This window comes from Haloferula sp. (genome assembly GCF_049672945.1).
Lineage (GTDB): Bacteria > Verrucomicrobiota > Verrucomicrobiia > Verrucomicrobiales > Akkermansiaceae > Haloferula.
In genome coordinates, this window is sequence record NZ_JBATWY010000065.1 from 1 (window position 1) to 14,079 (window position 14,079).

10 protein-coding genes are annotated in these 14,079 nt (G+C 59.4%); all 10 read left to right on the forward strand.

The window, feature by feature from the left end:
• Positions 1-1,673: DUF1800 domain-containing protein (locus WBG04_RS05585; protein WP_424313391.1), on the forward strand; the 1,673-nt coding region annotated here is incomplete at its 5' end.
• A gap of 25 nt (positions 1,674-1,698) precedes the next feature.
• The gene (locus WBG04_RS05590) at positions 1,699-3,174 is read left to right on the forward strand and encodes a DUF1501 domain-containing protein (protein ID WP_424313392.1); all 1,476 of its coding nucleotides are present in this window, start codon (positions 1,699-1,701) and stop codon (positions 3,172-3,174) included.
• A gap of 46 nt (positions 3,175-3,220) precedes the next feature.
• Positions 3,221-3,733, forward strand: coding sequence for a hypothetical protein (locus tag WBG04_RS05595; protein ID WP_424313393.1), 513 nt, complete (start codon positions 3,221-3,223; stop codon positions 3,731-3,733).
• Between the two features lie 99 nt (positions 3,734-3,832).
• Entirely contained in the window at positions 3,833-7,690 is a 3,858-nt protein-coding gene (locus WBG04_RS05600) for a phosphoribosylformylglycinamidine synthase (RefSeq protein ID WP_424313394.1), read from the forward strand.
• A 269-nt stretch (positions 7,691-7,959) separates the two neighbouring features.
• Complete coding sequence (locus WBG04_RS05605; RefSeq protein ID WP_424313395.1) at positions 7,960-8,613, forward strand: 3-keto-disaccharide hydrolase; 654 nt, start codon at positions 7,960-7,962, stop codon at positions 8,611-8,613.
• A gap of 50 nt (positions 8,614-8,663) precedes the next feature.
• Positions 8,664-9,479, forward strand: a complete 816-nt coding sequence (locus WBG04_RS05610; RefSeq protein WP_424313396.1) for a sugar phosphate isomerase/epimerase family protein — start codon at positions 8,664-8,666, stop codon at positions 9,477-9,479.
• A gap of 24 nt (positions 9,480-9,503) precedes the next feature.
• The gene (locus WBG04_RS05615; protein ID WP_424313397.1) at positions 9,504-11,195 is read left to right on the forward strand and encodes a divalent metal cation transporter; all 1,692 of its coding nucleotides are present in this window, start codon (positions 9,504-9,506) and stop codon (positions 11,193-11,195) included.
• A 39-nt stretch (positions 11,196-11,234) separates the two neighbouring features.
• Complete coding sequence (locus WBG04_RS05620; RefSeq protein ID WP_424313398.1) at positions 11,235-12,278, forward strand: Gfo/Idh/MocA family protein; 1,044 nt, start codon at positions 11,235-11,237, stop codon at positions 12,276-12,278.
• 106 nt (positions 12,279-12,384) lie between these two features.
• Positions 12,385-13,251 carry a sugar phosphate isomerase/epimerase family protein gene (locus tag WBG04_RS05625; protein WP_424313399.1) on the forward strand — a complete coding sequence of 289 codons (867 nt, stop codon included), beginning with the start codon at positions 12,385-12,387 and terminating at the stop codon, positions 13,249-13,251.
• An 82-nt stretch (positions 13,252-13,333) separates the two neighbouring features.
• Positions 13,334-14,077, forward strand: a complete 744-nt coding sequence (locus WBG04_RS05630) for a YqjF family protein (protein WP_424313400.1) — start codon at positions 13,334-13,336, stop codon at positions 14,075-14,077.
• Positions 14,078-14,079 lie beyond the last annotated feature (2 nt).

The following is a 14,079-nucleotide window of genomic DNA, read 5'->3' on the forward strand; positions in this document are numbered from 1 at the left end:
CCCCACTATCCGGCGACGCGCGCGCCCTCCTCGACCGCCTCCGGACGGGCTCCGATCCTATCCCCGGATCGACAGGCGGCTCCACTCCGTCCGCGACTCATGCTTCTCGCTTCTTGATGCAAGCGACCTTTGGACCAGTCCCCGAAGAGATCGAAGAAGTCCGGGAACTGGGCTTCAGCGCCTGGATCGACGAACAGATCGCCCTTCCGCCTTCCTATCTAACGCCCTATATCGAGGAAATCAAAGCGGATGCCGCCAACGGACGCTTTGACCGGACCTACGATTACAACGAGGGAAGCTCCTTCGTCACCGGCAGGAACTTCACCACGCCATGGGCGAGAAATGCCGTGGGTGCCAAGGACCAGCTACGCCAGCGCGTCGCCTTCGCCCTCTCCCAGATCCTCGTCATCTCACGTCGCGATGCGCGGCTTGAAGAAAAGCCCGAAGCGATGACCGACTATTACGACATGCTCATCGAGCACGCCTTTGGCAGCTATGAGGAACTGCTTCTCAAGGTCTCCCTCCATCCCGCGATGGGTTGGTATTTAACAAGCGTCGGCAATCAAAAGGCCGACCCCTCCATTCCCCGCTATCCGGATGAAAACTACGCGCGTGAGATCATGCAGTTGTTCACCCTCGGACTTTGGGAACTCAATCCCGACGGCAGCCGCAAGCTCGACTCACAGGGAGAGCCAATACCCACCTACGAAACCGCCGACATCACCGAACTCGCGCGCGTCTTCACCGGCCTCTACTACGATGCCCCCTACGGATGGGGCGGTGGCGGCTGGGACGAGAGCCACTTCCTCAAACCGATGGTGATGTTTCACGACCGCCACGACTTCGATACGAAGACCCTGCTGAACGGCTTCATCATCCCCAAGCGCGAACCGAGCGATCACAATGGCATGCAGGACGTCAAGGATGCCGTTGCCAATCTGGTCAAACACCCAAGCACGGCCCCTTTCATCTCCCACCGCCTGATTCAGTTCCTCGTCACGGACAACCCGAGTCCCGCCTACATCAGTCGCGTCTCCACGGTCTTCAGCGATGATGGCAGCGGAAAACGCGGCAACCTGGCAGCCGTGATCAAGGCCATCCTCCTTGACCCCGAAGCCCGCGACCAGACCATCGACGTGAACTTCGGAAAAGTCCGCGAACCGGTGATCCGAACCATGCATCTCGGTCGGCTCTTCGAACTCGCCAAGACCCATCCGGATTTCGTGTGGTGGAACTCGGAAAGCACCTACTACGACTACAGTTTCCAGGAACCACTTTACGCTCCGAGCGTGTTCAACTTCTATACCCCGGAATACCAGGCACCGGGACCCATCCGCGCCCGCGGACTGGTCAGCCCGGGCTTCCAGATCGTCGACACCTACTCTTCCATCTCGTTCCCCAACCTGATTTGGGACTACCTCTATCGTGGCTTCGTCTCGAGCTGGAACGGACCCCGCTTCCCGCTGGACTACTCGGACTCGCTGCTCGCCGCCGGGGACCTCGACGTCCTGATTGACCGGCTCGACCTCCTGATCTGCACCGGCAACATGAGCACCCGCACCCGCTCCATCCTCAAGACAAGTCTCTCGGATCCGGAACTCAAAGCCCAGGACCGGCTTGCCGTCGCAATCTGGACCACCATCAACAGCCCCGAAGGAGCCACTCAACGCTAACTTCTGCCCGCAACACACGTCCCACATGAAAACGCGTCGTCAATTCCTCGGAGAAGCCAGTTGTGCCGCCATTGGCTCGACTTCCGTCCTCTCGACCCTGCTCAACCTCACCATGGCCAACCACGCCGCGGCCGCCAATGGCGTGAGCGCCAATCGCAAGGCGCTCGTCTGCGTCTACCTCGGAGGTGGATGCGATACCTTCAACTTCCTCGTGCCCCGTGATCAACCCGGTGGCTACGACGACTACGCGGCGTCACGCTCAAATCTCGCGATTCCCCGCAACGAACTCATTCCTCTGAATTTCACCGACTCGCAGGGAAGATCCTACGGACTCCACCCGTCTTGCACACGCCTTGCGGAAATGTTCAACGGCAGGGACTTCGGCGATGGCAGCACGGTCAAGCGACTCAGCTTGATCGCCAACATCGGAACCCTCGTCGAACCCATCCCGGACAAGGCGACCTACCAAGCCAAGGGAGTCGCACTCCCGAAAGCGCTCTTCTCCCACCGCGATCAGACCGAGCAATGGCAAACCTCGGTGCCCCAGGGTCAACAATTGCTCACCGGCTGGGCAGGTCGCGCGGCCGACGTCATCCACTCCACGCTCAACACTGAACAAACCGGCAACTACTACATGCCGATGAATTTCTCGCTCTCGGGAAACTCCACCTTCCAGATTGGAGAGAGCGAGGGGCAGTTCGTCATCACCAACAATGGTGCCCTTTCATTCACCGGCACCGGTCGTAGTTCAGCGGCTCTCCAGGCGAAGGAACAAGCCATCCGTGATGTGGTCGCCAGCCCGCTTGAAGAGCACTACAAGAACGTCTTCCAACGGACGCACGGCCAGATCTCCTCCAACAGCATCGAGAGGGGCATCGATTTCGGAAACTACTTTGATGACCCCGGTGAGCTCAATGGCCAGGACGTGAATGCCGTCCTCGATGCCGCAGGATTTGACAACAACAGCTTCGGACGCAATCTCAAGGCAGCAGCCAAGACGATCGCCATCCGCGAAAAACTCAAGCTCCGCCGCCAGACACTCTTCGTTCAATACGGCGGCTGGGATCACCACTCCGAGTTGCTCAACAACCAGGCCGGCATGCTCGCCAGCCTTGATCGCTCGCTCTTCGCCTTTCAAAGCGCGATGGAAACCCTCGGCCTCACGGACGACGTGATCACCTTCACCGCCTCCGACTTCGGACGCACCCTGCGTTCAAACGGCCAGGGCACCGATCACGCCTGGTCGGGAAACCAGTTGGTCATGGGTGGACCTGTTGGTGGTGGCGAAATCCTCGGCCAGTATCCCTCGCTCGCCATCGATGGACCCGACGACATCGGCCGCGGTGGCCGGATTTTCCCACGCACCTCGCCCGATCAGTATTTCTGTGAACTGCTCCGCTGGTTCGGAGTCTCCAACGGCGACATGGACACCGTGCTGCCGAACATCAGGAACTTCTACGATCCCAGTAGTACTTCGAACCCGCTTGGGTTCCTTGCCTGATCGACCCAGAGCCCACAATCCGACTTCATCCAAATTAGATCGTCCCGTGCTGCGCCGCATTCTCATCACAGCAATCATCGTCCTGCTGTTGTGGTTTGGCCTGACTTTCATCAACCGGGAACAAGCCCCGCCAACTTCTGCATCGCCCCAAACCAGCTCCTCCCACGCGGCAGGTCCTCCCCCCGGGCCGCCGCTTCCCGGCGATGCCCTGCTTGCCGACTACGCCTCACCGGACACCGCTCCAATCGAAGACCTGAGGAAACTTCACAACGTCCTCGCGGGTTACTTCTCGGTCGTCAAGGACCTCACCCGCCATCCGATCGGAGGCAATGCGGACCTCGCCGCCTGCCTTCTCGGCGAGAATGTCAATCGGCAGGCCTTCATTCGGCCCGATCATCCCATTCTCGATGAGTCCGGACTCCTCATCGATCGCTGGGGGAATCCCTTTTTCATCCATCCCGAGGCCGCCCGGGAACTCACCATCCGCTCGGCCGGGATCGATCTGGAAATGTTCACCGCTGACGATCTGATCATTCTGCCGACCGGTCTGACACCCTGATACCAGCATCGCCGGGTTTTTACCGGACTGAGGACTTCTCCGCCTTGCCCTCCCCCCGGGACCCGCTAGGCTCGCCCGCTTCCACCGGTCCGCACCCACATGCAGCGTATTTTCGTCGAAAAAAAGCCCCCCTTTGCCACCGAGGCAAGGCACCTCCTCGCGGATCTGCGCGAGTCCCTCAATCTTGAGCACCTCGAAGATCTCCGCATCATCCAGCGCTACGAAGTCGAAGGGCTCACGCCCGAGGAATTCACCGCTGCAGTCAATCTGATCCTTTCCGAACCCCAGATCGACCGGACTTATCCCGATCTCCAACCGCAGGCGCATGAACACGCCTTCGCCGTTGAATTTCTCCCGGGCCAATTTGATCAGCGGGCCGACTCCGCCGCCCAGTGCATCCAGATTCTGACTGGTAAAGAACGACCCCTCGTCATCTCCGCCAAGGTCATCATCCTCAAGGGACACTTCTCCTCGTCGGACATCGCCCGCATCAAGGGCTACGTGATCAACGCGGTCGATTCCCATGAAGTGGATGTCTCCGCCGACACCATTCGCCAAACCCCATCCGCGCCCAATGACGTGGAGATCCTCACGGACTTCAATTCAGGGGACGCGGAGACGATTCGCAGCCGCTTCGGTCTCGCGATGTCGGCCGAAGACATCGCCTTCTGCCAGAATTACTTCAACAAGGAAGAGCAGCGCGCGCCCAGTATCACCGAGCTCAAAATGCTCGACACCTACTGGTCGGACCACTGCCGCCATACGACTTTCCTGACCCGCATCGACGAGGTTTCGTTCGACGAAGGCACCGAACCCATCCAGCGCGCTTGGAAAACCTACCTCGCCACTCGCGATCAACTCGGACGCCAGGACAAGCCAGTCACCTTGATGGACATCGCCCTGATGGGCATGCGCGAGCTCCGTGAATCCGGCGAACTCGACAACCTCGAAGAGTCCGAGGAAATCAACGCCGCTTCGATCATCGTCCCGGTGACAAGGTGGCATGACCGTACCGGTCATTCATCCGAGGACTCGCAATCCAACCATCATGACCGAGACGGCCATGCCACAACGGAAGAATGGCTCATCCAGTTCAAGAACGAAACGCACAACCACCCCACCGAGATCGAACCCTTCGGAGGAGCCGCCACCTGCCTTGGCGGCTGCATTCGCGACCCCCTTTCCGGTCGCTCCTATGTCTATCAGGCGATGCGTGTCTCCGGCGCCGCTGATCCCCGCACCCCCTTTTCTGAGACCCTTCCCGGCAAGCTCCCGCAGAAAAAAATCTGCCAGATCGCTGCCAAGGGCTACTCGTCCTACGGCAATCAGATCGGCCTCGCGACCGGCCAGGTCGCCGAGGTCTACCACCCGGGCTACGTCGCCAAGCGCATGGAAATCGGCGCCGTTGTCGCCGCCGCTCCCCGCTCGAATGTCTTCCGCGGAACCCCCGCAAATGGCGATCTGATCCTGCTTATCGGCGGTCGCACCGGTCGCGACGGCGTTGGCGGTGCCACCGGCTCTTCCAAGGAACACACCGATACCGCTCTCGAAAACTCCGCCGAAGTCCAGAAGGGCGACGCCCCAACCGAACGCAAGATCCAGCGACTTTTCCGCAACGCGGAGCTTTCCCGGAAAATCAAGGTCTGCAACGACTTCGGCGCTGGCGGCGTGTCCGTCGCCATCGGTGAGATCGCGCCCTCGCTCGATATCGACCTCGATGCCTTGCCGAAAAAATACGACGGCCTCGACGGCACCGAACTCGCGATTTCGGAATCCCAGGAACGGATGGCCGTCTGCATTGACCCCAATGATGCCGCCTACTTCATCGCCGAGTCCGACAAGGAGAACCTCGAATGCGTTCACGTCGCCACCGTCCGCGACCACGGCCGCCTCCGCATGAGCTGGCGTGGCAAGACCATCGTCGATCTCTCGCGCGCTTTCCTCGACACCAATGGCGTCCAGCAAAGCACCAACATTCATGTCCGGAGCTGCCCCGGCCCGGGGCAAGCCGTGGAAGCGGCGGCCCGCCGCGACTCTGACATCGCGTCCCACCTCTCCCAACTCAATCACGCGTCCCAAAAAGGCCTCGGCGAGATGTTCGACGGATCGGTCGGTGCCGGAACGGTACTCTGGCCTTTCGGTGGCGAAAAGCAGCTGACCCCACCCGACGCGATGGTTGCCAAGCTCCCGCTGCTTGAAGGTGATACCGATGTCTGCACCTACATGTCCTGGGCTTTTAACCCTGACCTGTCATCCGACTCTCCCTTCCATGGCGCGGCTTCAGCCGTCGCCGAGTCAGCCTGTAAAATCGTCGCCGCCGGTGGTCGACTGAGCGACATTCGTCTGACACTGCAGGAATACTTCCCGAAGCTTGGAGACGACCCGACCCGCTGGGGACTGCCTTTCGCCGCCCTGCTTGGTGCATTCGACGCCCAGCACGGTCTTCGTCTCGCCGCCATCGGCGGAAAGGACAGCATGTCCGGATCCTTCAATGACCTCGATGTCCCTCCAACTCTCGTTTCCTTCGCCCTCGCTCCGGGCAAGGCCAGCCAGGCGCTTTCCCCCGAGTTCAAGAAGGCGGGAAATACGGTAAGCCTCGTAGATATCCCTCCCACCTCCGAGAACCTTCCCGACTACGACCGCATCAAACGACTTGCTGAAGAGATTCACTCCCTCGTCAAGCAAGGGAAGATCATCTCCTGCAAGTCCGTCGGCCATGGCGGCCTTGGTCATGCCATTCCGGTCTGCTGCTTCGGCAACATGCTGAGTATCGATCTCGCTGAGATGCCTGAAGAAGAACTCTTCAAACCAAGACCCTACTCCTTCATCATCGAGCATGAGGCATTCCTCCCTGCATCCCTGGGTGCCCTGAAACTAGGACGGGTAACCACTGGCGCGGTCTTCAGCATGGGCAACGAATCCCAATCTCTCGATGACCTGCAGAAAGCCTGGACCGAGCCGCTGGAAAAGATCTATCCCACGCAAACCGGAGTGCTGAGCGATCTGGAGCACCTCGAAACCGAAGAGCCGCGACCACGCCCGACCCGTTGCTCATACGGCTCGCCCAAGCCTTCTCCGAAGGTCCTGATCCCATCCTTCCCGGGAACCAACTCGGAATACGATTCCGCCAAGGCCTTCCGCGAGGCTGGGGCTGAAGCCCACATCGAGGTCTTTCGTAATTTGACGCCGACCCACCTCGAAGCCTCGCTCAAATCACTGGCTAGCCTGATCCGCGAAAGCCAGATCCTCTTCCTTCCCGGTGGCTTCAGTGCCGGTGACGAGCCCGACGGTTCGGCGAAGTTCATCGCAACCGTGCTGCGCAACCCCGAGGTCGCCGATGCCGTCATGGACCTGCTCAAGAACCGGGACGGACTCATTCTCGGCATCTGCAATGGCTTCCAGGCGCTGATCAAGACCGGCCTCGTCCCTTATGGAGAGATCCTGGATGGGAGATGGAAGATGGAAGATAGTGGATCGAAGATCACGGATTCTTCATCCACCATCCACCATCCATCATCCACCATCGCGCGGCACGCGCCCGCGCAGCGGCCGACCCTCTTCCACAACGACATCAGCCGCCATATCTCCTGCTACGCACCGACCGTGATCAGCAGTTCCCTGTCGCCGTGGCTGGCCAACAGTCAGGTCGGCGACATCCACCACATCCCCTTTTCACACGGCGAGGGCAAATTCGTCGCTCCTCCCGAAGTGATCAAGGATCTCGCCGCCAATGGACAGATCGCCACCCGCTACTGCGACTCCTACGGCACCCCCAATATGGACATCGCCTCCAATCCAAATGGATCGATGGCCGCCATCGAGGGCATCACCAGTCCCTGCGGCAAGGTGTTCGGGAAAATGGGCCACACCGAGCGGCGCGGTAATCACGTCGCGAAAAATATCCCGGGCGAAAAACATCAACCCTTGTTCAAGGCGGGGGTCGCCTGGTTTGCCTGAAGACGCGGCCAAAGATCCGATTCGTCACACCCCGAATATTTCGATCGGATTGATGGCATCCTGCCTCTTTCCCCAAGCGGTGCCACCAACCCCCATTGAGTCGACGGAGCGTGGGATTTTAACCTGACAGAAAGATCACAAAGGCTCAGCACGGAGCGATGACTCACGGCAAAACTCCGGCTTGAACTCTTGAAGGACAAAGTCCGCCTTGGCAGGCGATACTCAAGGCTTGCACTTGTATGACAGGTAGTGACACTTGCCACTCATCCATGAAACGAGCGCTCACGATCTTCCTTCTCTCCCTCAGCCTTCCCGCCATGGCACTCGAAGAGGGCTTTACCGCACTTTTCAACGGCAAAGACCTCTCCGGATGGACGAAGGTCAATGGCACCGGGGAATACAAAATTGATGGTGATGCCATCGTCGGCTTCGGCCGGAACATTAAGGGCAACACCTTCCTGAGGACGGAAAAAACCTACAAGGATTTCGATTTCCGCTTCGAAATGAAGTTCGACGATCTCAGCGGCAATTCCGGCATGATGTTCCGCGGCCTCCAGAAGCCCGGCGAAAATGGCCGCGTCTATGGCTATCAGTGCGAACACGACAACCGCAACGAGCGCTCTTGGACCGCTGGCCTTTACGACGAAGCGCGGCGCGGCTGGCTCGAGCCTGACAAGGCCGACAAGAAGGCCTGTGCAGCCTTCACCAAGCAGGGCCAGAAGATTTTCAAACCCGATGATTGGAACGAAATCCGTATCGTCTGCAAAGGAAAGCACATCCAGATCTGGCTGAATGGCGAACCGCGCGTCGACTACACGGACGACAGCTCGGATTTCACTCCGGAAGGCTTCTTTGCGCTTCAGGTGCACGGCGGTGACTCCTGTAACGTCCGCTGGAGAAACCTCCGGATCCAGGAGCTTTAAAGAGGCCCGCTTGCAAACAAATTACCACTCCGGCATTTCCATCTCGCTCCATGCGCTTCGCCATCTGTAACGAAACCTACGGTGACGTTTCCCTTGCCGAATCCGCCCGACTGGCGACCAAGCACGGCTACGCAGGTCTCGAGATCGCCCCTTTCACCCTTGCCTCGGATATTTCAACCATCTCCGCAGCAGACGCCAAGTCCCTCGGCAACCAAGTGACCGATGCCGGTATCGAAGTCGTCGGCCTCCACTGGCTCTTCGCCAAAACCGAGGGCTACCACCTCACCAGTCCTGACCGCTCAATCCAACAAGCGACCAAAGCCCACGCCCGCCGACTCGCCGACCTCTGCCATGCGCTCGGCGGAAGTATCATGGTCTGGGGCAGCCCACAGCAACGCTCCCTCGAAGAAGGCTGGGCTTATGACGAAGCTTTTGACCGCGCCACCGATGTGATGCGAGCTGCCGCCGAGCATTGTGGGGATCTTGGAATCACCATCGCGGTCGAACCCCTCGGAAGCGTGGAAACCAATTTTCTTACGACGGCAGAAGAGACGATCAGGTTTTGCCAGGCCGTCGATCACCCGGCCTGCAAGCTCCATCTCGACGTCAAGGCGATGAGCTACGAGGAGCATCCGATCGATCAAATCATCCGTGACAGCAAGAAATGGACGGCCCATTTTCACGCCAATGACCCAAACCTCTATGGACCGGGTATGGGGCAAGTCGAGTATGCTCCCATCGTTGAAGCTCTGCAAGACACCGACTACGACGGCTGGATCAGCGTTGAAGTTTTCAAATACGATCCCAGCCCCAGCGCCATCGCCACGACCAGCCGCGAGAATCTGCGCACCCTCTTTGGAGAATAATCGAACCCTCGAACTGAACCCATCATGACACCTGAACGCCAAACCGAACTCCTTGCCGAAGCGCAAACAAAAGGGCCAGTCGGCAAATTTCTCACCTATGCCAGAATGTCAGGACCCGGCTGGTTGCAGGGCGCCATTACGCTTGGCGGCGGCTCACTCGCCGGTGCCCTTTACCTTGGCGTGATCGCCGGCTTCGGCCTGATGTGGCTTCAGCCGTTGGCGATGATCTGCGGCATCATCATGCTCAGCGCGATCGGCTACGTGACCTTGAGCACGGGGAAACGGCCATTTCATGAGATCAATACCCACCTCAGCCCCCTCCTTGGCTGGTCCTGGCTCATCGCCACCATCATGGCCAACATCGTCTGGGCCATGCCCCAATTCGCATTGGCAACCGCAGCCGTTCAGCAGAACCTCTTCTCTGAAGCCGTCCCGACCGGGCTCATCATCACCGTCCTCTTCCTGGTCGGAATCTTCATCAACTTCCTCTATCAGTCCGAAGGAAAGGGAGCCGCTGCTTTCGACCTGATCATCAAGATCATGGTCGGTATCATTGTCGTCTCGTTCTTCGCCGTCGTGGTCGCCCTCACCAAGTCCGGCAAGCTCGACTGGGCTGCCGTGTTCTCCGGTTTCATTCCCGATTTCTCACTGCTTTTCAAACCAGCGGTCGGCTTCGATGAGTTGATCAGTTCATCGTCCGACAGTGAGTTCTGGAAGAGCTACATCGCCAGCGAACAGAAAGACCGAATCATCGCTGCCTTCGGCACCGCCGTGGGCATCAACATGACCTTCCTGCTGCCCTACACTCTTCTCAGAAAAAAGTGGGGCCGTGCCCATCGCGGCCTCTCGATCACCGACCTCTCGATCGGACTGTTCGTGCCTTTCTTCCTCGCGACTTCATGCGTCGTCATCGCCGCTGCCTCATCATTCCACCTTCAGACTTCCGATCTGAAACCCGGTGCCGGCGCAGCAACTCTTGAAAGTCTTCCAAGCGTCGCCGCGGCCATCAGCGACTTTACCGCGGCCAACCCTGACAACCCGGATGGTCTTGCAGCCTTCACCAGTGGCCAGATCGCTGGTCTGACGGACTCCGACCGCACCCTCGCCGACATGCTTGTTAGCCGTGATGCCAACGCTCTCGCCATCACCCTCAAACCATTCGCTGGCGAAACCATTGCACAGAAGATTTTCGGCATCGGCGTCCTCGGCATGGCCGTCTCCACCATCATCATTCTCATGCTGATGAATGGCATCGCCTTCCAGGAAGCGTTCTCAAGACCGGACCAACTTGGGACCACAAACACCGGAGGGAACTCCAACAAAGCCCTCTATTTCCTCGGCTGTGCCATCTCCGGCCTCGCGGGCTGTTGCTTCCCGATCCTCTGGGCGGGAGAGGCGAAAGCGGCGCTCGCCATCCCGACTTCAGTCATCGGTGGTTCGCTGATCCCCATCGCCTATCTCACTTTCTTCCTGATGATGAACTCGAAGAGCATTCTGGGGGATCAGCTTCCGAAAGGCCGTTCGCGCATCATCTGGAACACGCTAATGCTCTTCGCCACCTCGATTGCAACCTTCGGCTCGGTTTGGGTTCTCTATGGAAAAAGTGGAGCCCCCGGATGGAAAGGTGGCGTCGGCTGGTTCGGCCTCATCTTCCTCGCCATCCTCTTCGTGGTCGGCGTTGTCGCCTTTTTCCGGGATTCCAAGAAAGCTCACTAATCCCCTTTTTCCCCATCACTCACATCCCACCTTCAAAATATGAAATTCGGAATCATCGGCGCCGGCATGATCGGCCACTTCCACGCCAAAGCCATTACCGCCATGACTGGCGGCGAACTCCACTCCGTCTTCGACCTCCGCGCCGAAGCCGCCGAGAAACTCGCCAGTGAATACGGCGCGAAGTCTTACTCGGATACCGCTGAATTCCTCGCTGATCCCGAGTTGGAAATCGTCACCGTTGGCACCCCATCCGGTGCCCACCTCGAGCCCTCATTGGCTGCGCTCGACGCTGGCAAGCACGTGATCTGCGAGAAGCCTCTCGAAATCACCACCGAGCGCATCGATCAGCTCATCGCGGCTGCCGAGAAGAACGGCAAAACCATCGCCGCCGTCCTCAACCGCCGCTTCCACCCCGGCATGACGGCATTCAAGAAGGCAGTCGACGAAGGACGCTTCGGTCAACTCACCTCCGCCTCCGCCTACGTGAAATGGTACCGCGATCAGGCCTACTATGACTCCGCCGGCTGGCGCGGCACCTGGGCCCTCGATGGCGGCGGCGCCCTGATGAACCAGTCGATCCACACGGTCGACGCCCTTCTCCATCTCGCAGGTCCCGTGAAATCCGTCCAAGCCAACTCGGCCTGCCTCGCTCACGAACGCATCGAAGTCGAGGACATCGTCGTCGCGATCGTCGAGTTCGAAAGCGGTGCCCGTGGTGTCATCGAATGCTCCACCTGCACCTGGTCCAAGGACGGTCACCCGGCCCGCGTCCAGCTCGCCGGAACGGAAGGCTCGGTGTTTCTCGCCGATGAAGCTTTCGAGATCTGGGACTTCATGGAAGAGAAGCCCGAGGACGCCGAAATCAAATCCACCCTGATGAAGGGTCAGGAAGCCGGACTCGGGGCCAACGATCCAAGCGCCATCAATTTCTATCAGCATCAGCGGAACTTCGAAGAAGTCGTCAACGCCATCCACGAAGGCCGCGAACCAACGACCTCATCCGCAGAAGCACGCAAGCCCGTCGCCGTCATCCAAGCGATCTACGAATCCGCCCAGAACGACGGCAAGAAGATCACCCTCTGAACATGACAGTGGCATGACCGTCCCGGTCATGAATCCCGCTACCATGATTCCAATGCAAAGCCACATGACCGAGACGGTCATGCCACGACAATCCTCCAATTTTATCATGAAACTCACCGGATTCGCCGACGAAGCCTCACGTGACCTCGACAAACAAATCGCCGCCACCAAAGACATCGGATGGAGCGCGATCTCCGCGCGCATGGTCGGTGACAAGAACATCCACGAACTCCCTGAAGCCGAGTTCAACGACGTGGCCGACCGTCTCGACGCCGCTGGCATCGCAATCCCCGAATTCGGATCCCTGATCGGCAACTGGGCGAAGAAGATCGACTCCGATTTCGACATCACCCTCGCCGAAATCGACCGAGCGATTCCCCGCATGCAGCGTCTCAACACCCAACTCGTGCGCATCATGTCTTACGCCCAGAACCCCTGGGGTGAGGACCAGCAGGAGGAGGAACGCTTCCGCCGTCTGCGCGAAATCGTCAGCCGTTTCTCTGATGCAGGACTCACCGCCGTCCACGAGAACTGCATGAACTGGGGCGGCTTCTCCGCCGAACACACCCTGCGTCTTGTCGAGGAAGTCCCCGGCCTCAAACTTGTCTTCGATACGGGCAACCCCGTCTTCCAAAAGGACCGTTCCAAACCCGAGCCCTTCCCGTGGCAGGATCCCTTCGAATTCTGGGAAAAGGTCCGTGAGCACGTCATCCACATTCACATCAAGGACTGCATCAACCCCGTCTCCGACGATGTTGAACCCGTCTACACCATGCCCGGTGAAGGTCAGGCCAAACTTACCGAGATCCTATCCGACGCCAAGTCGCGCGGCTACGACGGCTGGATCGCCATCGAACCCCACGTTGCCACCGTCTTCCACGCCGCCGACCCCACCGCCGTCGACTGGCAGCAGTGCTACGACTCCTACGTCGAATACGGCAAACGCTTCGAAAAGCTCCTCTCGACGCTCTGATAGGAGGGGCGCTCTCCCGAGCATCATGGGTGGGCAAGGCGACTTTCAGTCGCGCCGCATCAAATCGATGTTCCAATAGCTCATGCCTCCCACCCTCGACCAACGCCTTGCCCTCCGCGAACGCCCCACAGGCTTCGCCGTGATGCGCCAGCGCTGGTCGAAGCTCCTCTTCCTCCACTGGCGCGTCGACCCCGCCATTCTCAGCTCCAAACTTCCAGCCGGCCTCCACCTCGACCTCCACGAAGGTGAGGCTTGGCTCGGCATCGTTCCCTTCTTCATGGAGCGCATCCGACCCGTCGGACTCCCACCCGTTCCCGGCCTCTCGTGGTTCCTCGAACTCAACGTTCGCACCTACGTTCACGACGAAAACGATGTTCCGGGTGTCTGGTTCTTCAGCCTCGATTGCAACCAGTCCCTCGCCGTCGAGATCGCACGTTCAAGATTTCACCTTCCGTATGAACACGCGGAGATGAGTGCCACGGAAACCGATGGATCCATCCACTACGATTGCAGTAGAAAAACCGAGTCCAAGCCCGCTTCGTTCATCTACTCGGGAACCGGGCAAGCCTCACCCGCCGATCCGGGCACCCTCGATTTCTTTCTGGCCGAGCGCTACCTCCTCTACTCCGCCCGCCGCGATGGAACCCTCTACACCGGTCGAGTCCACCACAGTCCTTACCAACTCTCACCCGCCCATTGCGATACCTGGTCGACCGCCCCGGCTGGATGGGACGGACTTCCACTCCCGGACTCACCACCCGATTCCACGCTCTACGTGGATCACGTCGACGTCACCATCTTCCCGCTCCGAAAACGCGGTGGCTAGAA

What these genes read in the sequence shown, in the direction of transcription:
- WBG04_RS05590 (WP_424313392.1), top strand. Translation starts at nt 1,699, where the DNA reads ATGAAAACGCGTCGTCAATTCCTCGGAGAAGCCAGTTGTGCCGCCATT.
- WBG04_RS05600 (WP_424313394.1), top strand. Translation starts at nt 3,833, where the DNA reads ATGCAGCGTATTTTCGTCGAAAAAAAGCCCCCCTTTGCCACCGAGGCA.
- WBG04_RS05605 (WP_424313395.1), top strand. Translation starts at nt 7,960, where the DNA reads ATGAAACGAGCGCTCACGATCTTCCTTCTCTCCCTCAGCCTTCCCGCC.
- WBG04_RS05610 (WP_424313396.1), top strand. Translation starts at nt 8,664, where the DNA reads ATGCGCTTCGCCATCTGTAACGAAACCTACGGTGACGTTTCCCTTGCC.
- WBG04_RS05615 (WP_424313397.1), top strand. Translation starts at nt 9,504, where the DNA reads ATGACACCTGAACGCCAAACCGAACTCCTTGCCGAAGCGCAAACAAAA.
- WBG04_RS05620 (WP_424313398.1), top strand. Translation starts at nt 11,235, where the DNA reads ATGAAATTCGGAATCATCGGCGCCGGCATGATCGGCCACTTCCACGCC.
- WBG04_RS05625 (WP_424313399.1), top strand. Translation starts at nt 12,385, where the DNA reads ATGAAACTCACCGGATTCGCCGACGAAGCCTCACGTGACCTCGACAAA.
- WBG04_RS05630 (WP_424313400.1), top strand. Translation starts at nt 13,334, where the DNA reads ATGCCTCCCACCCTCGACCAACGCCTTGCCCTCCGCGAACGCCCCACA.